At 56.8% G+C, this 25301-nt stretch carries 26 protein-coding genes; 13 read left to right on the plus strand and 13 right to left on the minus strand.

Going from position 1 to position 25301, the window contains the following annotated elements:
- Nucleotides 1-56: 56 nt before the first annotated feature.
- The 3 genes from H7K56_RS07970 to H7K56_RS07980 form a co-directional block, all read right to left on the minus strand.
- Nucleotides 57-1253 (minus strand): cupin domain-containing protein, encoded by a 1197-nt coding sequence (locus tag H7K56_RS07970; protein ID WP_182688987.1) that lies wholly within the window; start codon nt 1251-1253, stop codon nt 57-59.
- Between the two features lie 344 nt (nt 1254-1597).
- Nucleotides 1598-2797, minus strand: a complete 1200-nt coding sequence (locus tag H7K56_RS07975) for an FAD-dependent oxidoreductase (protein WP_150360049.1) — start codon at nt 2795-2797, stop codon at nt 1598-1600.
- A 90-nt stretch (nt 2798-2887) separates the two neighbouring features.
- Nucleotides 2888-3922: an SDR family oxidoreductase gene (locus H7K56_RS07980; RefSeq protein WP_150360050.1), complete on the minus strand. Its 1035-nt coding sequence runs from the start codon at nt 3920-3922 to the stop codon at nt 2888-2890.
- Nucleotides 3923-4030: 108 nt separating this feature from the next.
- On the opposite strand from H7K56_RS07980, the gene H7K56_RS07985 reads away from it, so the two are divergent.
- Nucleotides 4031-4963 (plus strand): AraC family transcriptional regulator, encoded by a 933-nt coding sequence (locus H7K56_RS07985; protein WP_249042690.1) that lies wholly within the window; start codon nt 4031-4033, stop codon nt 4961-4963.
- A 28-nt stretch (nt 4964-4991) separates the two neighbouring features.
- On the opposite strand, the gene mgrA is transcribed toward H7K56_RS07985, so the two are convergent.
- Nucleotides 4992-6026, minus strand: coding sequence for an L-glyceraldehyde 3-phosphate reductase (mgrA, locus tag H7K56_RS07990; protein WP_021508994.1), 1035 nt, complete (start codon nt 6024-6026; stop codon nt 4992-4994).
- 169 nt (nt 6027-6195) lie between these two features.
- Between mgrA and H7K56_RS07995 the strand changes: the two genes are divergently transcribed.
- Both H7K56_RS07995 and H7K56_RS08000 read left to right on the plus strand, forming a co-directional pair.
- Nucleotides 6196-7095 carry a LysR family transcriptional regulator gene (locus H7K56_RS07995; protein WP_058781558.1) on the plus strand — a complete coding sequence of 300 codons (900 nt, stop codon included), beginning with the start codon at nt 6196-6198 and terminating at the stop codon, nt 7093-7095.
- A 392-nt stretch (nt 7096-7487) separates the two neighbouring features.
- Nucleotides 7488-7778, plus strand: a complete 291-nt coding sequence (locus tag H7K56_RS08000) for a hypothetical protein (protein WP_021508990.1) — start codon at nt 7488-7490, stop codon at nt 7776-7778.
- Nucleotides 7779-7803: 25 nt separating this feature from the next.
- Here H7K56_RS08000 and H7K56_RS08005 read toward each other — a convergent pair whose 3' ends face one another.
- Together H7K56_RS08005 and H7K56_RS08010 are read right to left on the minus strand one after the other, a co-directional pair.
- On the minus strand, nt 7804-9231 hold the full coding sequence (locus H7K56_RS08005) for an alpha,alpha-trehalose-phosphate synthase (UDP-forming) (protein ID WP_150360052.1): 1428 nt from the start codon (nt 9229-9231) through the stop codon (nt 7804-7806).
- Nucleotides 9232-9403: 172 nt separating this feature from the next.
- Nucleotides 9404-10267 carry a substrate-binding domain-containing protein gene (locus tag H7K56_RS08010; RefSeq protein WP_150360053.1) on the minus strand — a complete coding sequence of 288 codons (864 nt, stop codon included), beginning with the start codon at nt 10265-10267 and terminating at the stop codon, nt 9404-9406.
- Between the two features lie 234 nt (nt 10268-10501).
- On the opposite strand from H7K56_RS08010, the gene H7K56_RS08015 reads away from it, so the two are divergent.
- The 3 genes from H7K56_RS08015 (at nt 10502) to H7K56_RS08025 (ending at nt 12482) form a co-directional block, all read left to right on the plus strand.
- Entirely contained in the window at nt 10502-11197 is a 696-nt protein-coding gene (locus H7K56_RS08015; RefSeq protein WP_150360054.1) for a RipA family octameric membrane protein, read from the plus strand.
- 97 nt (nt 11198-11294) lie between these two features.
- On the plus strand, nt 11295-11825 hold the full coding sequence (gene blc, locus H7K56_RS08020; protein WP_150360055.1) for an outer membrane lipoprotein Blc: 531 nt from the start codon (nt 11295-11297) through the stop codon (nt 11823-11825).
- 111 nt (nt 11826-11936) lie between these two features.
- On the plus strand, nt 11937-12482 hold the full coding sequence (locus H7K56_RS08025) for a GNAT family N-acetyltransferase (RefSeq protein WP_058759058.1): 546 nt from the start codon (nt 11937-11939) through the stop codon (nt 12480-12482).
- Between the two features lie 89 nt (nt 12483-12571).
- Here the strand turns inward: H7K56_RS08025 and H7K56_RS08030 are convergent, their stop codons facing one another.
- Nucleotides 12572-12790 (minus strand): DUF7661 family protein, encoded by a 219-nt coding sequence (locus H7K56_RS08030; protein ID WP_058759057.1) that lies wholly within the window; start codon nt 12788-12790, stop codon nt 12572-12574.
- 331 nt (nt 12791-13121) lie between these two features.
- Between H7K56_RS08030 and H7K56_RS08035 the strand changes: the two genes are divergently transcribed.
- The 4 genes from H7K56_RS08035 (at nt 13122) to H7K56_RS08050 (ending at nt 18542) form a co-directional block, all read left to right on the plus strand.
- Nucleotides 13122-14834, plus strand: a complete 1713-nt coding sequence (locus H7K56_RS08035; RefSeq protein ID WP_150360056.1) for an ABC-F family ATP-binding cassette domain-containing protein — start codon at nt 13122-13124, stop codon at nt 14832-14834.
- A 143-nt stretch (nt 14835-14977) separates the two neighbouring features.
- Complete coding sequence (locus H7K56_RS08040) at nt 14978-16153, plus strand: efflux RND transporter periplasmic adaptor subunit (protein WP_141496116.1); 1176 nt, start codon at nt 14978-14980, stop codon at nt 16151-16153.
- The gene (locus H7K56_RS08045; RefSeq protein ID WP_132463173.1) at nt 16150-18087 is read left to right on the plus strand and encodes a MacB family efflux pump subunit; all 1938 of its coding nucleotides are present in this window, start codon (nt 16150-16152) and stop codon (nt 18085-18087) included. The genes H7K56_RS08040 and H7K56_RS08045 overlap by 4 nt, the downstream gene beginning before the upstream one ends.
- A 176-nt stretch (nt 18088-18263) precedes the next feature.
- Nucleotides 18264-18542, plus strand: a complete 279-nt coding sequence (locus H7K56_RS08050; RefSeq protein ID WP_058770289.1) for a hypothetical protein — start codon at nt 18264-18266, stop codon at nt 18540-18542.
- Between the two features lie 351 nt (nt 18543-18893).
- Here the strand turns inward: H7K56_RS08050 and H7K56_RS08055 are convergent, their stop codons facing one another.
- The 5 genes from H7K56_RS08055 to H7K56_RS08075 all read right to left on the minus strand — a co-directional run bounded on the left by H7K56_RS08055 (nt 18894) and on the right by H7K56_RS08075 (nt 22388).
- Nucleotides 18894-19109 carry a YdgH/BhsA/McbA-like domain containing protein gene (locus H7K56_RS08055; protein WP_021508975.1) on the minus strand — a complete coding sequence of 72 codons (216 nt, stop codon included), beginning with the start codon at nt 19107-19109 and terminating at the stop codon, nt 18894-18896.
- A gap of 114 nt (nt 19110-19223) precedes the next feature.
- On the minus strand, nt 19224-19382 hold the full coding sequence (locus H7K56_RS08060; protein WP_165899342.1) for a hypothetical protein: 159 nt from the start codon (nt 19380-19382) through the stop codon (nt 19224-19226).
- A 141-nt stretch (nt 19383-19523) separates the two neighbouring features.
- The gene (locus H7K56_RS08065; protein ID WP_021508973.1) at nt 19524-19739 is read right to left on the minus strand and encodes a YdgH/BhsA/McbA-like domain containing protein; all 216 of its coding nucleotides are present in this window, start codon (nt 19737-19739) and stop codon (nt 19524-19526) included.
- A 320-nt stretch (nt 19740-20059) separates the two neighbouring features.
- Entirely contained in the window at nt 20060-20611 is a 552-nt protein-coding gene (locus H7K56_RS08070) for a C40 family peptidase (RefSeq protein WP_021508972.1), read from the minus strand.
- 259 nt (nt 20612-20870) lie between these two features.
- On the minus strand, nt 20871-22388 hold the full coding sequence (locus H7K56_RS08075; RefSeq protein WP_150360057.1) for an MDR family MFS transporter: 1518 nt from the start codon (nt 22386-22388) through the stop codon (nt 20871-20873).
- Nucleotides 22389-22466: 78 nt separating this feature from the next.
- Between H7K56_RS08075 and H7K56_RS08080 the strand changes: the two genes are divergently transcribed.
- Nucleotides 22467-23129 (plus strand): TetR/AcrR family transcriptional regulator, encoded by a 663-nt coding sequence (locus H7K56_RS08080; RefSeq protein WP_058770292.1) that lies wholly within the window; start codon nt 22467-22469, stop codon nt 23127-23129.
- 1 nt (nt 23130) lies between these two features.
- On the opposite strand, the gene H7K56_RS08085 is transcribed toward H7K56_RS08080, so the two are convergent.
- A complete protein-coding gene (locus H7K56_RS08085) occupies nt 23131-23286 on the minus strand; it encodes a hypothetical protein (protein ID WP_170264729.1) in 156 nt (51 codons plus the stop codon).
- Nucleotides 23287-23470: 184 nt separating this feature from the next.
- Here H7K56_RS08085 and H7K56_RS08090 point away from each other — a divergent pair, with 184 nt between their 5' ends.
- Together H7K56_RS08090 and H7K56_RS08095 are read left to right on the plus strand one after the other, a co-directional pair.
- Nucleotides 23471-24040, plus strand: coding sequence for a peroxiredoxin (locus tag H7K56_RS08090; protein WP_058776049.1), 570 nt, complete (start codon nt 23471-23473; stop codon nt 24038-24040).
- 14 nt (nt 24041-24054) lie between these two features.
- Nucleotides 24055-25284, plus strand: coding sequence for a protein-disulfide reductase DsbD family protein (locus H7K56_RS08095; RefSeq protein ID WP_150360058.1), 1230 nt, complete (start codon nt 24055-24057; stop codon nt 25282-25284).
- Nucleotides 25285-25301: the final 17 nt, after the last annotated feature.

The raw sequence follows: 25301 nt of genomic DNA on the forward strand, positions 1-25301 counted from the left end.
CAGATGTGGACAGTATCAGGAAAGAACGCGCAGCACCGGCTGCGCGTGGTCACGGGCTATTTCACTACCGGATGCTTCTCCTGCTGTAGCGCCTTCATGAAGGTGTCGCTGAGATGCAGATGCTGACGCACCAGCGCCGGTGGCGTGCTGGCCAGCCACTGGTTAAGCGAAATATCCGCGTAATAATCGCTTTTAAACAGTTCCAGAAAGCGCAGCGGCTCGTCACCCGTGTTTTCGATATAGTGACCCATGGCAAAGGGCACGTAGCCGACATCACCGGCGCGGAAGTCAAACGTACGCGCCTGACCCGACGAGGCAAACACGCCCATCCGCCCCTGACCTTCCAGATAGTATTGCCATTCGTCGTCATTGGGATGCCAGTGCAGTTCGCGCATCGCGCCGGGAGCCAGTTCCACCAGCGCGGCGGCGATGGTTTTCGATACCGTAAAATTACTGGAATCAGTAATGCGTACCGTGCCGCCCGGCAGCGTCAACGGCTTCTGCGCCAGCATTTTATGCGAGAAGACCTGTTTCGATTTCACCCCGCCGCTCACCGCCGAGGCCGCCGCGCCGTCAGGTGCCTGCCCGGCAAAGATGTACTCCTCTTCTGGCGAGGGCAGCGTGTTAAACACCTCAGCCGGCACGCCAAAGTTTTTTGCCAGCACTTCGGGCGGGATATGTTTGAACCAGTCGCTGAGCAGAAAGGTACTGTCTTCATCGAAATTGCCGTTGTCGAAGGCCAGCAGGAATTCACAGCCGTCCGGCCCAAGGCCCTGGATTGAGTGCGGCACGCCCGGCGGGAAATACCATAAATCGCCCACGCCGACGTCATCGACAAACCAGCCACCTGCGGTATCCAGCGCGGTGATGCGCGCATTGCCGTACAGCATGTAGGCCCACTCGCCCTCTTTATGCCAGTGCAGTTCGCGGATGCCCCCCTTATCCAGCCGCATATCGACGCCAGCAATGGTGGTGGAAATGCCCAGTTCGCGCTGCGTCACCTGGCGCGTCCAGCCGCCGCTGCCCTTGCGCACATGCGCATCGCTAAACGAAAAGCGCAGGTTGGGTAACGTGCCGCTGTCGGTTGCTGGCGGATCGACCAGATCCGGATTCAGTGCTTCGCGCACCGGATCGTGCGGGCCAGGATCGCGCGGATGGTTGGGATCATTCGCCGGATAAGTCGCCACCTTGCCGTCGTGGGCATGGACCTTGCCGGCCGCCAGCGCCACGGTGCCACCAGCCGCGAAGGCCATAAAGCTTCTGCGAGATAAGTTTTCCAGTTTCATACCTGCTGTCTTCCTCAGTTTCTTATGGTTTGTGTCATGCCCCTTAACCATAATCAAACTGTGGCTTCCGCCAACCTTGTGTCACCGCTGAAATCAATAGAAAACCTTTATCATCGCGTAATCCCGCTCTTCACCCGCCTCACGCCATTTGCGCTTCGTTGAGATCGCGTTGACGTTCAGGTTATATCAGCCGACAAATAAGGCACAAAGTGATTAAATCCCCTGCTTGATTAAGCAATTTTTTTAATGATAGCTCGCCGCAAAAGTTAATTTAATGTTACAAAAGAATCGCAATTGCAATAATTACCCGGCTACGTTTTTTCTCCGGCGAGACGTGGCCGTTCCGGGCGGAAGCCCATGCCAATCAATCGGCCAAACAGATGACGTAAAAACGGATAGCGGCTGATGAGCTGCGGAACCTTACTGGGCGTGGTACGCGGGCGCTTGCCGCTGCTCATTTTGATCTGCAGGAATTGCGTCGCCACCGTCGGAAACTGCCGCCGCCGCTGCACGTTCTCCAAATCGCGCAGCGTGAGCGTGCCGTTTTGCAACGGCCGCGTCAGATAATTGGCGCTGGCCACCGCGTCCTGAATCGCCAGGTTCACGCCCACGCCGCCAATCGGTGACATCGCATGTGCGGCATCGCCAATGCACAGCACGCCGGGCTTCATCCATTTGTCCAGCCGATCGATACGAATGGATAACAGACTCAGCTGCTGCCACTCCTGCAGCTGCGCCATGCGCGCCACGCTGAACGGCGCAACCTCTGCCATGCGGTTTTTCAGCGCGTCGAGCCCGGCCTGCTTCAGCGCCTCGAATTCGCCTTTCTGAATGGTGAATCCACACTGCCAGTATTCGCCGCGGTCAATGACGATGAAGTTTTGCTTCGGCCCCTTGTGGCCCATCCCCAGCTCGAGGTCGTCCGGCTGTTTATCCAGCCGGAACCACACCACATCGCGTGGAGCACCGAAGCTTTTACCCACCAGCCCGGCTTTCTGCCGCACCGCCGAGCGACGGCCATCAGCGCCTATTACCAGCGGCGCGTGAATTTCGTGACCTTGTAACGTTTTCACGCCTGCGATTACGCCGTCCTGATAGAGAAAATCGTCAAAACCGGTGGATTGCAGCAGCGTGAAACCGGGATAGTGCGCCGCCTGGGCGGCGAGGAAAGTGAGGAAGTCCCACTGCGGCATGAAGGCGATAAAACGGCAGCGCAACGGCAGACGGGAGAAATCGGCCATGGTGATCTCCTGCCCGCCTACTTCCGCCTGTAACTTCTCCGCGCGCTGATGCGGCAGCGCCAGCAGCGCGTCGAGCAGACCCAGCTGGTGCATGATCTCCAGGGTTGAGGGATGAATGGTGTCGCCGCGAAAATCGCGCAGAAAATCGGCGTGCTTCTCAATCACGACCGCGCGCAGGCCGGCGCGCGTCAGTAAATAGGCCAGCATTAAGCCGGCCGGACCGCCGCCGACGATACAGCAGTCGGCGTTTATCACCTGTGGAGACGGCATGATATCCTCATCAATCGCTATATATGATAATTGTTATCATTTATATAGCATCTGCGCGTCACCAGGGTGATGATAAATGCCGCAGTCAGACTAGTGGTTTGCTACCAGCCCCAGCGCAATCAGGCTGCGCGCGGTGGCAAGAATGGCCTCCTGCGGACTGCGCGGATGCCAGTTCAGCAGCCAGCCAGCTTTAGCGGCGCTGACGTTCATATCAACGCCCAGCAGTTTTACCATTCCCGTCATCAGCGGATTTTGCGCTGCCGCCGCCCGCACCATGGCGTCACTCATTGGCTGCAGCGAAACCTTCTCTGCTTCTGCTGCCAGATGGGTTTTGAGCGTGCGCGCCACCTCAATAAGCGGCAGGCTGTGCCCCGAACTGGCAAGGAAGCGCTGCCCCTGCGCGGCGGCGTGGGTCATCGCCAGCACGTGCAGACTGGCCACGTCACGCACATCAACAAAACATGAATTGATGTCAGGACAGCCTGGCTGCCCCTCCAGTAGCTCCTTCACAATGCGAATCGAATGTGAATAGTCGGCACCCAGCACCGGCCCCAGCACCGACACGGGGTTCACCGTGGCCAGTTCCAGACCGTTACCCTGCTCAGCGATAAACTGCCAGGCGGCGCGTTCCGCCAGGGTTTTCGATTTCTGATACGGCCACACATCGCCGCTGACATCGCTCCAGTCGCGCTCGGTAAAGGGGCGCGGATAGTCCGCTGGATGTCCGATACCGACCGCGCCAAACGCCGAGGTCAGCACCACACGCTTAACGCCTGCATCGCGCGCGGCGCGCAATACGCGCAGATTTCCTTCAATCGCCGGATTTATCCAGTCAGCTTCGCTTACCTGGCTGCCGGTCGGGGTGGGTGACGCGCCATGCAGCACGAAGCGACAGCCCGCCACTGCGTCTTCCCAGCCCGCGTCTGCCGTTAAATCGGCAACGACAAATTGCAGCGCCTCGCCTGCGGCCACCCCGGCCTGCAACAGATGCGCCCTGACTTCAGCTTCACGTTCGGCATCACGTAAGGTGGTTCGCACCCGATAGCCCTGCTGCAGCAGCGCAATAATGCAGTACTGAGCGATAAATCCGCTGCCGCCGGTAACCAGAACCTTGTCATTACTCATTTTTCTTCCTCATCACAAGCATCGTTCATTCGATGCGCTCTACGTTAAGCGGCGGGTGGCGGATTTTGAATGCTTGTAAATGCAGTTTACTTGCGTGATAGTACAGAAATGAGCCTTGATCCCTTTTCCGACATTCTGCGATTCGTTCGCGCTGAATCATTGCTGACCGGCGGTTTTACCGCAGGCGGACGCTGGGCGCTGCGTTTCCCTGCGCCAGACAAAATTAAATTCTTCGCCATTATCAAAGGCAGTTGCTGGGTCATACTGGAAGGCGAACCTGAACCGTTCCACTTTGCCACCGGCGACGTCGGCTTGCTGAGCGCTAAACGCGCCTTCGTGCTGGCCAGCCATCCGGACGAGCCGCCGGTTGACGCCATGAGCGTGTTTTATGGCGCAGGGAAAGGTCATGCGCCGATTGGCAGCGGTGATGACTTTGTCCATATCGGTGGCCATGTACTGCTTGATCCTGCCAGTGGGCGTTTACTGACCCACGTATTACCTCCCTGGATTCAGGTGCCGGCGGCGTCACCGCAGGCGGCGTCATTCCGCTGGGTGCTGGATCAACTGGTGCAGGAAGGCCAGCATGTCCAGCCGGGATCGCAGCTGGCAACGGCCCAGCTGGCACAACTGCTGTTCATCCAGATTCTGCGGGCGCATTTGCAAACCAGCAGCACACTGCCCGCCAGCTGGCTGCGGGCGCTGAGCGATGCGCGATTGGCACCGGCGTTACAGCGGCTGCATGGCGATCCGGCGCACAACTGGCATCTGGACGAACTGGCGCGTGCCTGTGCCATGTCGCGCACCCGTTTTGCCCAGTATTTTCGCCAGGTAGTTGGCATTACGCCGATAGCCTATCTGACGGCGTGGCGCATGCGGCTGGCAGAGCGTGCGTTGCAGGAGGAAAATGAGGCGGTGGCCGTGGTAGCGCAGACGCTGGGTTACGCCTCAGAGAGCGCCTTCAGCCATGCTTTTAAGCGTGAAACGGGTCAGTCACCCAATGCATTTCGCCGCGCCGTGCGGTTACAGCAGGTGCAGCGATAAAGCGCGCCGCGTTGCGCGGCGCCGGGCATTATTTAAGTTGAGAAGAGACGCGCCACATATCCACCCCGCCTTCGGTGGCGTAGCGATCAATGTCCGCCAGCTCCTGTGCCGTAAAGGTCAGGTTGTCCAGCGCGCGCAGGGAATCACTCAACTGATCAACCGTGCGGGCACCAATCAGCGCAGAAGTGACCCGCTCATCACGCAGCGCCCAGGCGATCGCCATCTGCGCCAGCGTCTGACCGCGCGCTTCAGCAATCGCGTTGAGCGCGCGAATTTTTGCCAGGTTCTCTTCGCTGAGCATGGCAGAAAGACGCGGATCGCTGCCGCCGGCGCGCGCGCCCTGCGGTACGCCGTTGAGGTATTTACTGGTCAGCATGCCCTGTGCCAGCGGTGAAAAAGCAATGCAACCGCTGCCGAGCTCCGCCAGCGTATCGAGCAGCCCGTGCTCAATAGTGCGGTTTAGCATCGAGTAATTGGGCTGATGAATAAACAGCGGCACTTTCTCATCGGCCAGAATCGCAGCGGCCTGACGCGTCAGCTCTGGCGAATGGGAAGAGATGCCGACATACAGCGCCTTACCCTGACGATGCAACTGTACCAGCGCGCCCATGGTTTCTTCCAGCGGCGTATTCGGATCAACGCGATGACTGTAGAAGATATCGACATAATCCAGCCCCATGCGGCGCAGGCTGTTATCACAGCTGGCAATCAGATGCTTACGGGTGCCGGTCGGGCCACCGTACGGACCCGGCCACATATCCCAGCCGGCTTTGCTGGAGATGATCAGTTCATCACGATACGGGGCAAAATCCTGCGCCAGCCAGCGGCCAAAGTTCTCTTCAGCCGATCCCGCTGGCGGACCGTAGTTATTAGCCAGGTCGAAATGGGTAATGCCGTTATCAAACGCGTGGCGCAGGATCGCTCTGCCGGTCTCAAACACGTCAACGCCGCCAAAATTCTGCCATAGCCCCAGCGAGATCAGCGGCAGCACCAGGCCACTTTTGCCGGTTTTACGGTACTGCATGTTGGTCTGATAACGCGCTGGCGATGCAACATAACTCATAACAGATTCCTCTCATTAAATGCCGCCGGACAGGTGCACAGAAGACATTGTTCTGCCTTCCTGCAAAACCGCGCGGCGAACAGGCGATTGCCGGACAAATTTTTACCGCGTATGGTTAATCTGTAAAATTCATTATTGTGATTAAATTCATCTTTTATGGAGATAACTGATGGAATTGCGCCAGATGCGGCACTTCATCGCCGTGGCGGAACATGAAAATTTCACCCGCGCCGCACAGAGTATGCATATTGTGCAATCGGCCTTGTCCACCTCGATCAAACAGCTGGAGGAGGAACTGGGCACGCCGCTTTTTATCCGCTCCACTCGCCAGGTGCGCCTAACCATGGCCGGGAAAGTGTTTCTCGATTACGCCAGAACCATCGGCGCCTTTGTCGAAAAAGCGTCGCAGGAAGTGGCGGCGATCGTGGCGCTCAAGACCGGAACCCTGTCGATTGGCACGGTGCAAAGCGTGCCGCCGTTTATCGATCTGCCGCAATTACTGGAAACCTTTATTCGTCGCTTTCCGGATTTTGACGTCAAGCTGTGTCAGGGATCATCGGCGAAGCTCAACGCAAAAGTGCACGATCAGCAGATCGATCTGGCGATTATGCCGGTGGAGGAAGTCTCCGACCGGCTGTCGTCGCGCATCATCGCCTGCGATGAAATCGTGGTAGCGTTCGCCGCCGATTATGCCGGATTCACCGCGATGCAGCCGGACGTCACCATGGCACAACTGGCGCAGCAGTCGTTTATCGATTTCGAAGCCGGCCAGGGCACGCGCAAGGTGAATGACAACAGTTTTGCCCTGCAGGGACTGAGCCGCAAAGTGACGTTTGAAGTGAGCGATCTGGAAACCCTGATGAGTCTGGTTGAGCGCAATATGGGGATTGCCCTGCTGCCCGAACAAGTAGTGAAAGCGCGCAGCACGACGCTGCATTATTGCCGCATCAGCGACGTTGATGTGTGCTGGGAATTGGCTGTGGCCTGGCTCAGCGATCGTCCCGGCAGTATGAACGTCTACGACCGGCCAGTGCAGGAGTTTATGGATATTCTGGGCAGCAGCGATTAGCGCCGGGGCGGGTATCGGTGCAGGATGACGGCGGCAGCGCTTGTTATGTTTTAACGAATCGACAGTCAGCCATGATTCGGTCGCCATCAATGGCGACCCTACCGGGAAATTGCACCCTCACTGTAGGGTGCGCATTAATGCGCACCGCTATTAATATCTGATTCAAGCCACTGTTTGTCAGGGATTATGTGGCTAAAAACCCGTGCCACTCGCACTCCCGCCTGTACAGAAGCGCTTTTGTTGTATAAGTTTAAGGGTGCTGTCGGGGAAACATTTCGCTCAGCAGGTCACACATTTCCGACAGAGGAAGAGCGACACTATCAGTCGTTGATTAGGCTTTGGTTTACCTGCACCAGGCAATGCTAAACGCAACGCGGATACTGAGAGCTTTTATGTATAGAAGTGAAGATGAAAAACTGGCCGACATTGTCATGGGCGATGCCGTGCTGCAATTGTTAAAACAAGCCGGACCGGTAACCACTCTCGCGCTGCTGGAAAAACTGCGCGCGATGGCGGCATCAGAAACCGATCCGGCACGCCAGCGCGCGTTTCGCTATGCGATTGCTGAAGTGCAGAACAGCAAAAGTGCGCCTCAGGGCGAAGCAGTGGCGTTAAAAGGTAGCGATAACGTGACCCATATTTTTCGCAACCGTGATAATACGGGCAAAAACACCCGACATTAGCCCCGCTCTGCCCCCTGTCTGCTTATCAATAACGTAACCGCCCGCTTATGCCTGCGCCCGACAGGTGACGGCTACACAACTGCACACTCTCCGGCTGCGGCTCATCCATTAACAGGGCGAGGAAGCTGTCGGCCCACCAGTGACAATCGTAGCGGTGCAGGTTATTCAGCAAGCGCGCATGACGGTTCTGACGGTCGCTGAGTGGCAGCCGCAACGCCGTATGGATGGCATCCGCCATTGCATCAGGATCGTAAGGATTAACGATCAGCGCGCCATCCATCTGTTCGGCCGCACCCGCGAACTGTGACAGAATCAGCACGCCGGGATTCGCCGGATCCTGCAGCGCAGCATACATTTTCGCCATCAGGCTCATGCCCGCCATCAGTGGCGTCACCAGCGCCACCCGCGCCGCGCGATACAGCCCGGCCAGCTCCTCACGGCGATAATCGTGGTTGAGATAGCTGACCGGATACCAGTTGAGCATACCGTGCACGCCATTAACCTCACCGCACAGATTTTCCAGATTGTGGCTGATCGCCTGCTGCCGGTGCGGGTGTCCGCTGGCAGCAGAAGCCAGCTGCAATAACATCATGTTGCCCGCATAGTCGGGATGATGGCGCAGCAGCACTTCCAGCGCGCTGATGCGATACGGCAGACCTGCGCTGTCGTCGAGATGACCGCCGCTCAGCACCGTGTTGGCCGGCAAATGTTCGCGGCTCTGCTGTTCCATGTACTGGCAGCTGTTGCTCTCAAGTAACGCCTGAACCTCAGCCAGATCGATCCCGACCGGAAACACGCCAGTGGTGATAATGTGACCGTGCACGCGCAGACGGTTCCTGCCTAAGCGTTCAGCGCGAAACTCGCTCTCCAGCCACAGCAGAAAGTTATTCATATCCTGCCCGGTCTGGAATCCAATCAGGTCACAGCACAGCAGCGATTCTGCCAGGCTGCGCCAGTCAGGGATCGCTTCAAACAGCTGACCGGACGGAAACGGCTGATGTAAAAACAAACCGATGCGGTTAGTTAAGCCGGTATCACGCAGCATTTTCACCGTTGGGATGAAGTGATAATCCTGCAGCCAGATCACATCGTCCGGCATGGCATATTCGGCGATGGCATGGGCATAAACCGCATTCAGCTGTCGATAGGCCTGGAAGCTGGCGCTGGTGAAACGTGCCAGGTCCGGACGCTGGTGAAACACCGGCCACAACCCCTGATGTACGTAGCCGTGATAGCCCTCTTCGTATTCTGCGCGCGTCAGCGCAAACTGCAGCCTGTCGTATTCATTACCCTGCTGAAAGCTAAGCGTGCGCGCCGCTTCCTGCGCAGCGACGGTACGTTGTCCATCCCAGCAGACCCAGAGGCCACTGCGTCGCGCCATCAGGCGATCGTAAATGGCTGCCAGCGTGGAAGACTGATGCTGATTATGTGTGACCAGAATAGTGCCGGGCATGATATTTCCCTTTGAGGTTAAGGCGCGCCACAGTGCCGCCTGCTGCGCTGATTTAACCGCCGGCAATATAAAAAAGGCGTAAAGAAAACCTGCGCGGATATAAAAATCCGGCAAAGATCAGCGCCAGTGTGTGGAAATCAGCCCGGCGCCAAAGGGGAAAGGCTTGCAGCGATCAGTGACGGATGGCGCAGCCGCACTGCGACATTTCGCCAGGCACATATTTGCCGTGATGCGAATGGCGCACCTGCAGCTCACCCTGCTGCCAGGCGCGGCTGTGGTCCGGACGCTGATCCAGCAGCCGGTTGAGGGCTTCCGTCACCAGTAAATCACGGCGCGGTGCCCAGCTGCTCAGGTGCCATGTGGAGCCGCGCGCCTCATCAGCATCATCAAAGCCCACCACGGCGATATGCGCGCCCTGACCGAAGTCGCGCACGGCCTGCAGTGCGCCAAAGGCCAGCTCGTCGTATTCGCACATCAATGCATTGATGCGTTCTGCCGCACGGGTTTTCTTCAGATAAGCCATCATCGCCTGATAAGCCTGCTCACGGTGAAGGGCGCCGGCGTGCAGTGCTGCGTGCAGCGTCTTGTCCTCCGCCTGCAGGCTGGCAATAAACCCCTGCACCTGGCGCGGCGGCGTGTCACTTACCTGCACCTGCATAGCGCCCAAACGCTGATGGCCCTGCGACAGCAGCAGTGCGCCAAGCTGCTGCCCGGCGTGATACGCATCGGCAACCACCACATCAGCGCCCGCGCTGTCGTTCGGGCACAGATGCACCGCGCGCAGCGATGGCAGCAGGTGCGCGGCGATGTCCTGCGCATCCTGACACGGCGAGCTCAGGATCAGCAGCCCACCCAGCGGCAGCGACGCCGCGTTCCGCAGCGCGGCCTGAAAATCCTCGCGCGTAGCGGCGCACAGCAGCACCGGCAGCCGATCACGCGCACTGAGCTGACGCGTGACTTCTTTGAGCATGTGCATACTGTGCGGATGGCTGACATCATCGCTGACGATGCCGATGAGCGGCGAATGGACGGACATAACTGACCTCTCCTGCTACGTAGGGTACGGGAATAATTTTGACGTATTAGTATGAAATTCCACGTTACCCGAATAATCAGATATCGCCAATCGGTGGATGCGAAGGATTGCTGCTCTCCCCCTTTACCCGGTGCGTGTTGATGGCGGCAAAATGCGCAGCCGCTGCACCGGACGCCCGGTGAGTTTCGTTTTACGTTACACTGACGCCACGAATATTTTGCTAGCGGAAAATTTATGCGCATCACCCTCGATCAGGCCGATCAGCCTTTTATTCACCGCTTACTGGGCGAAGAGATCGCCAGTATCGATTCCACGTCTGACGAACAACTGCGCCTGCAACAGGCGTTGCAGGATGCGCGGTTACAGAAAAATCATGAAGCAGAGCTCGACTGGAAACGCAACGCGCTCTATCTGCTGCTGTTTGTGTTCCTGTATGGCGCACTGGGCTGCTCGCTGACGCTGGATTTGAGCGCGGTCGCACAAGCGTCGAGCCATAAAAGCATTGCCTATGCGCTGGAAGCGGTACCGGTCCTGATCGCCTTTTCTGGTCTGTTCCTGTCGCTGCTGTTTCTGTTCGCCGCGCGCGGCAGCGCACGCCGCCTGCACAACTGGGATCACACTATCGTGCTGCTGGAAAAATACAGCGGCTGCAACCTGAGTCTGCAGATTAATGAAATGGGGGCGCGCACCACGCATTACTCGCAGTCGGCGATTACCGTGGCGCTGGCGATGTTTATCTGCCTCACCTGGGTGGTGATGTACAACTACTTCACCTTTACCACCAGCGGCGTGATTGGCAGTGTGATCTCACTATTTATTACCACCATGACCTACGTGATTCTGGATATTCAGCTGCTGAAATCCGGCAAATCGATCGCTATCGATGAGCCGGTGATTCCGCCAGAAGATGAGGTTGAGAAACGCCGTTAATCGACAGACCGGCGCGGCGTAAGGTTTTGCGCCGCGCCGGTTTCGCTATCCTTATCTATACTTCAGACAGGATTTTGTGAGATATAAAGGAGTTGCGATGAAAATCTGGCCGTTAGTCGCCATTACGGCGTTGTCTGTTACCCTGGCCGCCTGTAAATCCCCGACGCCACCTAAAGGGGTGCAGCCCATCACCCACTTCAATGCCGATCGCTATCTCGGCACCTGGTATGAAATTGCCCGCCTCGATCACCGTTTCGAACGCGGTAAAGATCATGTGACCGCCACCTACGGCAAACGCAGCGACGGCGGTATCAGCGTGCTGAATCGCGGTTACGATCCGGAGAAAAAAGCGTGGAGCGAGAGCGAAGGCAAAGCTTACTTCACCGGCAAACCTGACGTCGCCGCGCTAAAGGTCTCGTTCTTCGGGCCTTTTTATGGCGGTTATAACGTGATTGCGCTGGATGAAGATTATCAGTATGCACTGGTCGCCGGGCCGAACCGGGGGTATCTGTGGATTCTGTCGCGTCAGCCCACCATTCCGGCTGAAGTCAAACAGCGTTATCTCGCCTATGCCCGGCAACTGGGCTTCGCAACCGATCAACTGATTTGGGTTAATCAGTCACGATAAGAGGGTGCAGCGCTGGGTGATGCCTCCGGGACGACAGCTATCATGCTGGCGGTAAACGAAGGTCTGCCTCCTCCATTAATCCATTTAACATCTAATGATAAACAGGTTTTCATGATTTTCACGACGACACCGCGACTCATTATCCGTACATTCGAAGACAAAGATGCGCCTGCACTTTTTGATTACCTGTCTTTACCTCGCACACCTTGTTTTCAGGAGGAGAAACTTGACTCTCTCGCAGAGGCATCAGAAGAGGTTAATAGACGATCGAGTGATACAAGCCAGTTTGCTGTCTGCCTGAAAGAAACTGATGAATTGATTGGTCATCTTTTTGCCGATAATAGTGAAGAGGTTGACACTAACACCTGGTCAGTAGGATGGCATTTTAACAAGCGGTACGAAGGCAAAGGTTATGCGACAGAATCCGTCGCGGCACTATTTCAGTACCTATTTTCTGACAAAGAAGCCAGACGTCTTTATGCCTACGTGGAAGACTACAATTTAGCTTCTCAGAAGCTTTGTGCTCGCCTTGGTATGCGTCAGGAGGGCTGTTTCAAAGAATTTGTCGCTTTCGCACGGGATGATGATAAAAAGCAATATGACGATACCTTGATTTTTGCACTGCTCAAAAGAGAGTGGAAGCCGTTGATTGCATAAACACTTTAAATCAGCTCATAGCGGACATGGACCTGGGCATAGTCCGCTTTGTGCCTTAGGCAGACTTCAATAATTTAACCACGTTTTTTTTATTCGATGCGTTTCACATCGGGATGATGCTCAGTTGCAGCTTCATGAAAGATATCACCCAGCCAGCCTGCAATTTCGTCTTCTGGCATATCATCTGGAATAGCGATATCAAACATTCGTGAAAATTTTCTTTCTGTCACGTCGGCGCGAAATACCTGCCAGCTATCATCCTTGCGCAGAACGCCAATGTGCCGGCCAAAAACGTCATAAATCAACATATTCAATCTCCTGTGACATCAATCAGGCTCTGACGCCATACTATATCAACGCCGATACAAATCGCTGGAAAAAGCCGCACACCGCCACTATTATCGGCTGACTTATTCACCTGCTGATAACTAAGGAGGATCTCTATGCCGTCGTGTGAACTGTTTGTTTACTCACACTTCTATGGTGACTGGACCCGCTCAGGTTTTACCGCACTCGTGCTGCGATAATCCGCCTGAGCGAAGTTCTGACAATCTAATCCCTTCTCTCCGGCTTACCGGGTTGTCGTCAGCGAAATTCTGACGTCAGGCCTTTCTGCGCCTGCAACTTGAGAGTAAGTAGATGAGCACACTCCTTTCCGCACACGCCGTCGGCTTCGACATTGCCTTTGGCCCGCTTTTCCATTCCCTGGATTTCAGCCTGAAAAAAGGCGACCGCATCGGTCTGATTGGCGACAACGGCAGCGGTAAAAGTACCCTGCTGAAAATTCTCAGCGGTGAACTGGCCGCCAGTCACGGCAGCGTCACACCAGCCAGCCACTGTCTGCTGGCGCGCATCGAACAACACCTGCCGGAAACGTTACTTGAGGCCTCATTGCTGGATGGCGTTATCGCCCGGCTGCCCGCAGCACAGCGCAGCAGCGAGCGCTGGCGTGCTGAGGCGCTGCTGCATACGCTGGGTTTCAGCACAGCGCAGCAGTCACAAACCGCGGCGACGCTGAGCGGCGGACAGCATATGCGGCTGTTGCTGGCGCGCGCGCTGATTCTGCAGCCCGATTTACTGTTGCTGGACGAACCGGGTAACCATCTCGACCTGCCGACCCTGCTGTGGCTGGAAAATTTTCTGATCGGCTGGCAGGGCAGCTTTGTGCTGGTGTCCCACGACAGCGCGCTGCTGGACCGCGTCACCAACTGCAGCGCAATTCTGCGCGATCGCACGCTGCACGTCTTCCGTCTGCCCTGCACGGCCGCCCGCGAGGCGCTGGCGCAGCAGGATGAGGCGGATGCGCAGCGCCACCAGGCACAGCAGCAGGAGATCGCCCGGGTTGAGAGCAGCGCAAAACGGCTGGCGATCTGGGGTCGGACCTATGACAACGAAGGTCTGGCGCGTAAAGCGAAACAGATGGAGAAGCGCATCGACTGGCTGAAAGACGCGCAGACCACGCTCAGCGCCGGCAGTCCGTGGCAGCTGCAGTTACAGGGCGAAGCGCTGCAGGCGGATCGCGTGCTGGCGCTGCCGCCGATGTCGATTCAGCCTGCTGCCGGGGCGCCGCCCCTTTTTTCCCTTCCGGCGCTGCAGGTGAAAAGTGGCGATCGCATCGCGATTGTCGGCCACAACGGCTGCGGCAAATCCTCACTGCTGCGCCAGTTGTGGCACAGCTGGCAGCAAGGCGACAGCACGCTGTTTCATCCGCGCGCCCGCGTCGGCTATTACGACCAGAGCCTGCAACAGCTGCGTGACGACCAGACGTTAAGCGCGGCCTTGCACGGTTTCGCTGCGCTGAGCGATGAGCAGTGCAAAATGGCACTGATTAGCGCAGGCTTTCCCTGGCTGCGCCACCAGCAGAAGGTTGCCTCCCTCAGCGGTGGTGAGCGCTCGCGCCTGCTGTTTGTCGGCCTGACGCTGGCGCGCTACTCGCTGCTGCTGCTGGATGAACCGACTAACCATCTGGATATGACAGGCAAAGAGGAGCTGGCGCAGGCGCTGCAGCAGTTCGCCGGCGCGGTGCTGCTGGTGTCTCACGACCGCAGCCTGATCGCCAGCAGCTGCAATCGCTTCTGGCTGATTGAACAGCAGCAGCTGAGCGAGTGGCACGACTGGCCGCAGGTGACCGCCAGGCTGGCCACCGCCCATGTGCCAGTCGATTACCCGCTTGCCGCTGCCGCCGTCGATGACCGCCCGGGCGATGAAGATGCGCTGTTGCAGGCGCTGCTGGTGCTGGAAGAAAAGCTGCAGCAGGACGAAGCGCGTAAGGCAAAGCATCAGAAACCGGCGCAGCAGCAGCAGTGGCGCAGGGAGATTGCGCAGCTGAAGCAACAGCTGAATCTGCTCTGAACGGATTGACTGACGGGGTATCGCTAACCCACAACCTGCGCCAGGGATGGCGCACTCCCCTGCGGCTGACAAAATTCCGCAGAATTTTTCTCCAGTTTGTCCCGCTTAGTGATTATTATTCTCGCTAAATTTAAGGGACGATGATGCACACAATGACGAAAAAATGGCTGTTTGCCGCGCTGACCGCGCTGGTGATGATTCTGGTTCTCTGGGCATATTCGGCGTCACGCAGTAAACCCAATCCGCTGATGACTGCCGCGGTGCGTCAGGGCGACATCGAAAACGTGATTGCCGCCACCGGCAAAATGGACGCGATTGAGCGCGTTAACGTCGGTGCGCAGGTCTCCGGTCAGGTGAAAAAGCTGTATATCAAAGCCGGCGACAACGTGCGTAAGGGCCAGCTGATCGCGGAGATCGATGATCAGCCGCAGCGCAGCGATTTGCGTAATGCGCAGGCGGCACTGAGCGTGGCGCAGGCGGATTTACAGACCCGTCAGGCTACGCTGGTACGCCAGCAGGCGCAGTTTCAGCGCCTGCAGCAGATGGTCAAAACCAACGCCGTTTCCCGCCAGGATTTTGATACCGCCGCCGAAGCGTGGCGCATCGCCCAAGCAGAGCTGACGGCGCAGCAGGCGCGGGTGATTCAGGCGCAGATCGAAGTGGATAAAAAGCAACTTGATCTCGGCTACACGCGCATCATGGCACCGATTGACGGCACGGTGGTGGCGATCGTCACGAAGCAGGGCCAGACCGTAAACGCCGTACAGAGCGCCCCGACCATCGCCAAACTGGCGCAGCTCGGCACCATGACCATCAAAGTGCAAATCTCCGAGGCGGACATTACCAATATTCAGCCCGGCCAGCAGGCGTGGTTTACCACTTTCGCCAATCCGGATAAACGTTATAACGCCACGCTGCGCAGCATCGAACTGGCCCCTGAGTCGGTGATGAAAGATGATGCGCTGATGGGCAACAGCGAAAGCAATACCGTGAGCAGCACGAACGCGGCGGTGTATTACAACGCCCTGCTTGATGTGCCGAACCCGGATAATGCGCTGCGCATCTCCATGACGGCGCAGGTTAATCTGCTGCGTGACCAGGCGAAAAACGCGCTGCTGGTGCCGGTGCAGGCCACGAAAAAGGCCAGCGATGGTCGTACTTACGTCGAAATCGCGGATCAAAATAATCAGCCTGAGAAGCGCTACATCACCACCGGCATCAGCGACAGCGTTGACATCCAGGTGCTAAGCGGTCTGCGCTTAGGGGAAAAAGTGATCCTTGCCACGCAGCAGCCGGGCGCGGACAAGGTGGTGATGTGAATATCATCGAACTGCACAACATTCAGCGCAGCTACGTCAATGGTTCGCAATCCCTGCAGGTGCTGAAAAACATTAATCTGCAAATTGCCAGCGGCGAAATGGTGGCGATCATCGGCCCCTCGGGCTCAGGCAAATCCACGTTGCTGAACATTCTTGGCTGCCTTGATGCGCCGGACAGCGGTGATTACCTGATTGGCGGCAAAAATACCGCCACGCTCTCGCCCGATGCGCTGGCGCAAGTGCGGCGCGAGCACATCGGCTTCATCTTTCAGCGCTATCACCTGATGCCGGATCTCAGCGCGCTGAGCAACGTTGAAATACCGGCGATTTACGCCAATTTATCCGGCACCGCACGCCGTCAGCGCGCCGCACAGCTGCTGGCACGGCTCGGATTACAGGGGCGCGAACAGCATAAGCCGGGCGAGCTGTCAGGCGGCCAGCAGCAGCGTGTCAGTATTGCGCGTGCACTGATCAACGGTGCCGAAATTATCCTCGCCGATGAGCCCACCGGCGCGCTCGATTCGCACTCCGGTGAAGAAGTGCTGCGCATCCTCAGCGAACTGAACCGCGAAGGTCACACAGTGATTATCGTTACCCACGATATGAAAGTGGCGCAGCACGCGGAACGCATCATTGAAATTCAGGACGGCGAGATTTTTGCCGACAGCGGCAGCGCTGCCACGGCCGCAAAAACGCGCTTTACGCCAGCACCACGCAAGCGGCAAAGCAGATTCCGCGGTCTGCTTGACCGGCTGCGCGAATCATTGCGCATGGCGCTGAATGCCATGAACGCCCACCGCCTGCGCACCGCACTGACTATGACCGGCATTATCTTTGGCATTGCCGCCGTTGTCACCGTGGTGGCGCTGGGCCAGGGCGCGCGGGAAAAAACGCTGGAGAGCATTTCCGGACTGGGTACCAATGTGGTTTCTATCTATGCCGGGGGCGATTATGTCGAGGACGATGCGCATCCGGTACAAACCCTGGTGATGGCCGATGCCGATGTGATTGCGCGCCAGCAGTTTGTCGCCGCCGTCAGTCCAGAAATCATCGCCACGCAGCCCATTCGCTACCTGGCCAACGCCTCCAAAACTTCAGTTTCCGGCGTGGGCGTCGACTATTTTCGCATTCAGGGCATTAAGCTGGTGGAAGGCAGCAACTTCAGCGATGAGCGGCACGCGCGCCAGGAAATCATCATTGATATCAACACGCGCAATAAGTTGTTTGGCGAACAGGGCCCGAGCCCGATTGGCAAAATGATTGTGCTGGGATCGGTGCCGGTGCGGGTTATTGGCGTGGCCAACAATGAAGATGGTCTGTCGCCTAATCGCCTCAGCGTCTGGCTGCCGTGGAGCACGGTGATGTATCGCATCAGCGGTCAGACCGCGCTCACCAGCATCAGCATCAAACTCAAAGATGATGTGGTGAGCGGTGCGGCGGTGGAATCGCTCACCCAGCTGCTGACGGCGCGCCACGGCACCAAAGATTTCCTGATGTTCAACCGGGACAAGTATCGCAAAGCGATAGAAGGTGCGGCGGCCACGCTGACACTGCTGATTTTACTGGTGGCTTCGATTGCGCTCATGATCGGCAGTATTGGCGTAATGAACATCATGCTGGTGTCGGTGACCGAACGCACCCACGAGATTGGTGTGCGCATGGCGGTAGGTGCGCGACGCGGCGACATTATGCAGCAGTTTATGATTGAAGCGGTGCTGGTGTGCCTGGTGGGCGGATCGCTCGGCGTGGCGCTGTCTCTGGTGATAGGTCCGGTCATTTCACTGCTGGCTGGCGGCGTGCTGACCGCCATCTACTCATGGCAATCGGCTGGCGCAGCGTTTGCCTGCTCAACCATTATCGGCATGATATTTGGTTATCTGCCCGCGCGCAAAGCCGCACGAATGGATCCGGTCGCCGCGCTCGCCAGCGAATAAAATCAGCAACCGGACCGGCACATTATTCATGCTGGTCCGGTCATTTCAGGTCTAATCCGAAAGTCATTAAATCAATTAGCCCCGCAGGTCATCATCGGCGTAGACTGAATGCGTCTCTAATTTAGACACATCACCGATTATCTATTCGATGGCTATCACTCGCCCGAGAGTAAGTTATGTTAGAACCGCACTATTTTTATTTATGTCACGATCCGGACGCCGGCTGGGTATTGCATAAAAAAGGCTGTTACGTACTGGAATTTGAGGAAGAGAAGCGCTTTATCGGCTCTTTGTATACCGTGCATCAGGCGCTGACGGTAGCGCGTATCCACCATCCGCAAATAGCCTGTTGCCGCGACTGCCTGCTGGACAAAGGCCGGTCGAAAAGAACGCCGGTTAATAAAGAGAAAAATCTGATTCCCTCTCGCCATTTTGACGACGACGCGAAAAAATAACGGTGTAGATTACGCAAACGTAATGTGTTTTGAAATGGTGAAATAAACTCACCCGCTTCGCGTTTATTTAGCCGCAACCGGATTTATTTCTGACAAAATAACCGACGGATATCTCGGGACATCCACTCAGCGTTTATCGCCTGACGGTTTGATATTAAAGCAGTTATCCACAACTGGCGTGCAAAGAAGCTGGCTTATCCTGTGGATAAACGCCTGGACTCCGCCTGTTGCGCCCGCTGAGCAGGCTTGGTCAAATTTCGAACGCCAGCCTGCTGCTTTTGTTCGTTTTCAGCCTTCCGGAAAAAGCAAAGCCGCCCGAAGGCGGCCTTAACACAGTGAACCAGTCTGAACTTAGTTATACAGTTCAGCCGTCATGTGCACGCGGTTGTTGGTGTTGGCTTCAGTAATTTTATACTGAGCGCCCTGCTGTTGCGCCTGCGCGGCGATTTTAGCTTCTGCACCGTCCAGCGTAGAGGAAGTCACGGTTACGCTCTGGGCAAAGCTGGCAGCTGACATCAGTGAAAGAGCGGCAACAGCGGCGATTGACATAGCTTTAATGGTTTTCATGGTCTTATTCCTTAATGGTTGTGGCTGAAGGCTGTGTGCCTTCGATGGAACTAATAATAACTCAGGTTACTATACTGCAATTGATAATTAGTGCGGTTATCGTGATCGTGCTAATTATTTCTGATCGCCCGGTTGCGCCAGCTCAGCACGCACCGTCGCGATAAATTGCGGCCAGTGGGCAAAACGAATCACCGGAACGTGAGCGTGGCGTTGCGTGCGCAATGCATCGGCAAAAGCCAGCGCCTGCCGGTTGATATCCACGTTGTTCAGCATATTGCGTTCTCCTGCCAGACAGTCTGCGCTGCAAATTCAGCAATATCGCCAGAATGATTGATACGCTGCGAGCCTGACTGCACGACAAAAAAGGCCGCCCGTCAGGCGACCCGTTCTGGCACATCCCTGTGCAACCATCCGTTATTTGTAGAGTTCAGCGGTCATGTGCACCAGGTTGTTGGTGCTGGCTTCCAGAATTTTATATTGCGCACCCTGCTGCTGAGCCTGAGCGGCAATTTTCGCTTCGGCACCATCCAGTGTGGTGGAGGTGGCTGAAACGGTTTGCGCGAAGCTGGCAGCAGACATCAGGGAAAGCGCGGCGGTGGCGGCAATGGTCAGTGTTTTGATAGCTTTCATGGTCATATTCCTTAGCGTTTGATGAGAAGGCGCTGCGCCTTCGATGGGGATAATAATAACCATGTTTACTATTACAAAATTGATAATTAGTGCGAATACTATGATCGCACTAATTGTTAACGCGTGATATTTAAATTATTTATTTATAATCAACAGGTTGAATGTATTTCAATGCCCATAAAGCGGCACAGAGCGTTAAAGCAGCCATCATGTTGGATGCGAATTGCCACTGAAACAGGAGACGAATGGTTGACGGCGGGATGGGTCTGAGCACGGGCGCGAAAACGTCGCGCCGCGGCTTTGTGGAAGGATGTCTGACTTCAGACTTTATTTTTATAATTGAAACTGATCTGCGAATTTTGCTCGCGCGGAAGTCGTCTGGCTTCTAAATATACCGATTTCCAGTACGGATTATTCAGTGACGAGCGCATCACACCCTGGCTGACTGAGGCATGCAGGAACTGGCGATCGGTGTCGTAAAAGCCGACGTGCAGCTCATGCTTAATGCGGAAGAACACTAAGTCGCCAGGCTGTAAATGCGCCTGATCGACCGGCTTACCCATGGCAATCAGTTCACGCGTTGTGACGCGATCCATGGGAATATTGAAACGATCTTTTAAGGTGCGCCAGACAAATCCGGAACAGTCAACGCCGGATAATTGCGTTCCGCCCCACTGATATTTGGTGCCTTCCCACGAATGCATTTGATCGTGCAAAGCGGCTATTACCGGAATTAAATCGGGCTGTTTACCACCGTCCTGCGAGGTATCAACACTTTCCTGCTCCGGTGCTGGCGAGGAGTGAGACGAGCAGCCAGCCAGGGTTAATAACATCAGGCAGGCAATCAGGTTGCGGGCCGCAGTAGCAATCATAAGGTGACGTTTCACAGTGGATAACAGGGATAGCAGATTTATACCGTAAAGAAGTTGCAGAAATAAAGCGTCTCCGCCCGAATTCTCGCTGTCTTCACTATTTTTACCTAAGTTTACAGAAAGGTAACGCTATGTATTTAGGATAAAAATCTATATCTTTTGCTGCTTTGCGCCGACAGCGCATATTTATCCGGCAAATTGCGTTTAAATTTTATTCCGCAGCCTGACCGACGGACCTGCTGCGAAATAACCGGAAAGCTTATTTGCGCACGTTATCGCGCAGCGGCGACTCCGGCAGCAGCAGCGACAGTATAAACGCCAGCAGCATAACGCCGGCGGCCATCTGAAATGCGGCATGCACCGCATCACTGAACACCAGCAAATAAGCCTGACGCAGCGCTGCAGGCAAATGGTTCACGGCGACCGGATCCAGCGAGGGCGGCAGCATGTTACCCTGCTCTATCAGTCGGATCGCTCCGGATTTCAGCACGTGACTGAACACAGCGCCAAACAGCGCAACGCCGATCGAACCGCCCACCGAGCGAAACAGCGTAACCGATGAGGTCGCTACGCCGATGCGGTCGGGCGTCACCGCATTTTGCACCGCCAGCACCAGCACCTGCATAGTCATGCCCATTCCCATGCCGAGCACGCTGGAGAACAGATAAATGTGCCAGAGCGGCGCATCCAGCGTCAGCGTGGTCATCAGCGCCATCCCGGTTGTGGCCAGTAGCGTCCCGGCGATGGGGAACAAACGGTATTTCCCGCTGCGGCTAATCATGCGACCACTAATGATCGAGGTGACCAGCAGCCCGCCCATCAGCGGTAACAGCTGTAGCCCGGCCTCGGTGGGCGTGGCGTTTTTTACCACCTGCAGATAAAGCGGCAAAAACGTCACGCTGCCAAACAGCGCCATGCCGATAATAAACGCCATCAGACTGGCGAGGGAAAAACTGCGATTGCGGAACAGATCGAGTGGAATGATGGGTTCCCACGCGCGACGCTCCTCATAAATAAACCCCAACACGCCAACCAGCCCCATGGCCAGAATGCACCATAGCTGCGGATCTGACCATTCGCGCAGCGTGCCACCTTCACTGGTAAACAGCGTTACGCCCACCAGCGCCAGGCTGAGAAACACCGCCCCCGGATAATCGATTTCATGGGGTTTGCGTCGGCTATCCGCTTTAAACACTGCATTAATGATCAGCAGCGCCAGCAGGCCGAGCGGCAGGTTAATGTAGAAAATCCAGCGCCAGGACATGTGCTGCACGATAAAACCGCCCAGCAGCGGCCCAATCACCGTCGCCAGACCAAACACGCCGCCAAACAGGCCCTGGTACCGGCCGCGATCGGCGGGCGGAATGACATCCGCGACCGCCGCCATGCTCACCACCATCAATCCGCCGCCGCCCAGTCCCTGCAGCGCGCGGGTAAAAATCAGCTGCGGCATGTTTTGCGCCAGCCCGCACAGCGCCGAGCCCAGCAAAAACAGCACCACCGAGATTTGCAGCACCGTTCGACGGCCAAACAGATCGCCAAATTTGCCGTACAGCGGCACAACCAGGGTTGAGGCCAGCATGTAAGCGGTGACGATCCACGACAGGCGATCCAGCCCGCCCAGTTCGCCGACGATAGTCGGCAGCGCGGTTGAGACGATGGTCTGATCAAGCGCGGACAGCAGCATCACCAGCATCAGCGCGCCCATCAGCAGGCGAATGGAAGGCGGGCTGGTTGCCCCGCTGTCGCGCTGCGATGTGATAGATTGAGGTTTCATAACGACACCGTTTGAAATTAATTAAATGCACAATTAATATTAACCGAAGTCTGACACGAAACCCGTGAGTACGTAAAGATGACCGCACAAAAAGTGATGGAGAGCGAGACAGCGCCTTCTGATAAACCCCGCCGGCCGGGCCGTCCACGCGGCGGCGCAATCAATGCCCAGCAGCGCGAGCATCTGCTGGACATCACGCTCGCGCTGTATGCCCAAAACGGCATCGCGGAAACCTCGCTCAACGCCATAGCCCGTAAAGCCGGCGTCAGCCCGGCCATGCTGAATTACTATTTTCAGTCGCGCGAGTCACTGCTGGATACCGTGGTCGCGGAACGCTTTGTGCCGTTACGGCAACGGCTGGAAGCGCATTTTGTCGAAGAGAGTAGTGACCCTGTCGCAGCGATCAGCGGGTTTATTAAAGAGTTCGCGGATATCGTGCTGAGTCATGACTGGTTCGCACCGCTGTGGCTGCAGGAAGTCGCCAGTGGTCAGGGGCTGGGCGGCACGCTGAAACAGCGTCACGGTCATGCCGGACGCGAACGGATTCGCGCGTTGCTGATTCAGTGGCAGCAGCAGGGATTACTGAATAACCAGCTGAATGTCGATGTGCTGATGACCTCAATTCTCAGCATGGTGCTGGTGCCCTTTACCCGCTTTGCCCACGAGCCGGGCTTTGATACCGAAATGATTCTGCAGCACACCCTCAGCATGGTGTGCCACGGTATACAGCCGCGAAACTGAGTCAGGCGTCGTCGCCGTGGGTCAGCGTCTCCAGTTGCTGCCAGAAATCTTCCGGCACTGGCTGCACGCGGGGCGCAGGCTCGGCTATTTGCTGTTCAAGGGAGGCCAGCAGCTGCTGGGTTTCACTGTTTTGTTTATCGCACGGTGTTGAAGACATATCTAAAACCTGTAAAAACATCAGGCGATTATTGTAAGGATTTAACGCCAGGAATAAATAAACCCAACGGTAAAAAGGGATCTGTCCTCACTTTTTTTTGCCACCTGCGCAACTTTTTACTCACTGCGGCGAACTGTCTGAAAGCATCACCCTAACCGGACCTCTTTCACCGCAGGAGCAGATCATGACAACTATCAGGCATCTCATAGCTACCCTCACCCTCGGCACCACGCTGAGCCTCGCCGCCTTCGCTGCTGGCGCGGCGCTGCCCGTCGGGGCCAAAGCACCTGACTTTGAACTTCAGGGCGCGCTGGCCGGTAAGCCGCTCACTTTCTCGCTGCAGCAGGCGCTGCAAAAAGGGCCGGTGGTGCTCTACTTCTTCCCGGCGGCCTTCAGCGCGGGTTGTACCATTGAGGCGCACGACTTCGCCGAAGCCACGGATGATTTCAAAAAAATGGGCGCCACGGTGATTGGCGTCACCGCCGGTAACACCGAGCAGATCAGCGATTTTTCTAAGCTGGAGTGTCGTGACAAATTCGCCGTAGCTGCCGATCCGGGTGCCAAAGTGGCCGCCGAATATAAAACGCTGATGCAGATAAAAGGCAAAACGCTGTCTGACCGCACCTCTTATGTGATTGCCCCCAACGGCAATATTCTGCTGAGCTATACCGACAGAAACCCGGATACCCATATCGAAAAAGCGCTGGCGGCGGTGAAAGAGTATGACGCTGCGCATCCGCAGCAAGCGCAGTAAGTGAGAGGCCAGCCATGTTAACCGCGATGCTGGCCGCCTTTTTGGGCGGCATCATCCTCAACCTCATGCCGTGCGTCTTTCCGGTGATTTCGCTGAAAGCGCTTGGCCTGCTGCGCCATCAAAGCCAGGCTGCCAGCGCGCGCCGGGAAGGCCTCGGATTCCTGCTCGGCGTGCTGGTGACCATGATGGCGCTGGCTGGCATTCTGCTGGCCGCACGCGCGGGTGGCGCCGCGGTCGGCTGGGGCTTTCAGCTACAGTCACCGCTGGTGATCGCCCTGCTGTCGCTGGTGATCCTGGCTGCCGCGCTTAACCTGCTTGGCGTCTTTGAGGTGGGACTAACGGTGCAGCGCGTCGGGGCCATCGACATCCAGCGCGGCGCTTTTTTGCGTTCCGCGCTGACCGGAGCACTGGCGATCATCGTAGCCACACCCTGTGCCGCGCCCTTTATGGCCAGCGCCATCGGCTACGCGCTGGTGCAGCCCCCTGCGGTTGCGCTGGTCATTTTCTTTGCGCTGGCGCTCGGCTTCGCCGCGCCGTTTACCCTGCTGTCGCTGTTCCCGCCGCTGGCACGATTTTTACCGCGTCCTGGCGTCTGGATGGATATCCTTAAGCGCGGGCTGGCCTTTCCCATGCTCGGTGCCTGGGCCTGGCTGGTGTGGATTCTGGCCCAGCAGGCGGGCAGCAGCGCGCTGGCCGTTGTGCTGGCCGCCTCGGTGGTACTGGCGTTTGCCGGCTGGCTGTATGGCATGGCGCAGCAGCGCCGCTTTGCCGGAAAAGGGCACAAAGCGCTGTTCAGCGTCACGGCGATATTGCTGATTGCGGTGATCGCGCCGCTGCCGGGGCTGATCATGCCAGGCGCGGCGCTGCAAGGCGATATACAGGCGCAGGTCAGCAAACAGACGTGGACGCCGCAGGCGGTGGCCGCTCAGCGCGGGCATGGCAAAGCGATTTTTGTCGATTTTACCGCATCATGGTGCATCACCTGTCAGGTGAACGAGAAGACCTCGCTGTCGACCCAGGCGGTGAAAACCGCACTGGCGAAAACCGGTACGCTGTACATGGTGGCAGACTCGACTAAATTTAACCCGGACGTTGATGACGTGATGAGTGAGTTTGGTCAGGGCGGTTTACCAATGTACCTGGTGTATCCGGCTGATGGCGGACCACCGAAAGTACTGCCGCAGGTGCTGACACCCGGCATCGTAGTGGATGCGTTAAACCAGGCGGCAGCGAAGAAGACGTAACGGCAACAAGGCAGCGT

It is taken from the genome of Pantoea dispersa, assembly GCF_014155765.1.
In the GTDB taxonomy this organism is placed as follows: Bacteria; Pseudomonadota; Gammaproteobacteria; order Enterobacterales; family Enterobacteriaceae; genus Pantoea; species Pantoea dispersa.

Coding starts and splice junctions, on each gene's coding strand:
- H7K56_RS07970 (WP_182688987.1), bottom strand. CDS start 1,253: ATGGCCTTCGCGGCTGGTGGCACCGTGGCGCTGGCGGCCGGCAAGGTC.
- H7K56_RS07975 (WP_150360049.1), bottom strand. CDS start 2,797: ATGCCGTCTCCACAGGTGATAAACGCCGACTGCTGTATCGTCGGCGGC.
- H7K56_RS07980 (WP_150360050.1), bottom strand. CDS start 3,922: ATGAGTAATGACAAGGTTCTGGTTACCGGCGGCAGCGGATTTATCGCT.
- H7K56_RS07985 (WP_249042690.1), top strand. CDS start 4,031: ATGAGCCTTGATCCCTTTTCCGACATTCTGCGATTCGTTCGCGCTGAA.
- mgrA (WP_021508994.1), bottom strand. CDS start 6,026: ATGAGTTATGTTGCATCGCCAGCGCGTTATCAGACCAACATGCAGTAC.
- H7K56_RS07995 (WP_058781558.1), top strand. CDS start 6,196: ATGGAATTGCGCCAGATGCGGCACTTCATCGCCGTGGCGGAACATGAA.
- H7K56_RS08000 (WP_021508990.1), top strand. CDS start 7,488: ATGTATAGAAGTGAAGATGAAAAACTGGCCGACATTGTCATGGGCGAT.
- H7K56_RS08005 (WP_150360052.1), bottom strand. CDS start 9,231: ATGCCCGGCACTATTCTGGTCACACATAATCAGCATCAGTCTTCCACG.
- H7K56_RS08010 (WP_150360053.1), bottom strand. CDS start 10,267: ATGTCCGTCCATTCGCCGCTCATCGGCATCGTCAGCGATGATGTCAGC.
- H7K56_RS08015 (WP_150360054.1), top strand. CDS start 10,502: ATGCGCATCACCCTCGATCAGGCCGATCAGCCTTTTATTCACCGCTTA.
- blc (WP_150360055.1), top strand. CDS start 11,295: ATGAAAATCTGGCCGTTAGTCGCCATTACGGCGTTGTCTGTTACCCTG.
- H7K56_RS08025 (WP_058759058.1), top strand. CDS start 11,937: ATGATTTTCACGACGACACCGCGACTCATTATCCGTACATTCGAAGAC.
- H7K56_RS08030 (WP_058759057.1), bottom strand. CDS start 12,790: ATGTTGATTTATGACGTTTTTGGCCGGCACATTGGCGTTCTGCGCAAG.
- H7K56_RS08035 (WP_150360056.1), top strand. CDS start 13,122: ATGAGCACACTCCTTTCCGCACACGCCGTCGGCTTCGACATTGCCTTT.
- H7K56_RS08040 (WP_141496116.1), top strand. CDS start 14,978: ATGCACACAATGACGAAAAAATGGCTGTTTGCCGCGCTGACCGCGCTG.
- H7K56_RS08050 (WP_058770289.1), top strand. CDS start 18,264: ATGTTAGAACCGCACTATTTTTATTTATGTCACGATCCGGACGCCGGC.
- H7K56_RS08055 (WP_021508975.1), bottom strand. CDS start 19,109: ATGAAAACCATTAAAGCTATGTCAATCGCCGCTGTTGCCGCTCTTTCA.
- H7K56_RS08060 (WP_165899342.1), bottom strand. CDS start 19,382: ATGCTGAACAACGTGGATATCAACCGGCAGGCGCTGGCTTTTGCCGAT.
- H7K56_RS08065 (WP_021508973.1), bottom strand. CDS start 19,739: ATGAAAGCTATCAAAACACTGACCATTGCCGCCACCGCCGCGCTTTCC.
- H7K56_RS08070 (WP_021508972.1), bottom strand. CDS start 20,611: ATGATTGCTACTGCGGCCCGCAACCTGATTGCCTGCCTGATGTTATTA.
- H7K56_RS08075 (WP_150360057.1), bottom strand. CDS start 22,388: ATGAAACCTCAATCTATCACATCGCAGCGCGACAGCGGGGCAACCAGC.
- H7K56_RS08080 (WP_058770292.1), top strand. CDS start 22,467: ATGACCGCACAAAAAGTGATGGAGAGCGAGACAGCGCCTTCTGATAAA.
- H7K56_RS08085 (WP_170264729.1), bottom strand. CDS start 23,286: ATGTCTTCAACACCGTGCGATAAACAAAACAGTGAAACCCAGCAGCTG.
- H7K56_RS08090 (WP_058776049.1), top strand. CDS start 23,471: ATGACAACTATCAGGCATCTCATAGCTACCCTCACCCTCGGCACCACG.
- H7K56_RS08095 (WP_150360058.1), top strand. CDS start 24,055: ATGTTAACCGCGATGCTGGCCGCCTTTTTGGGCGGCATCATCCTCAAC.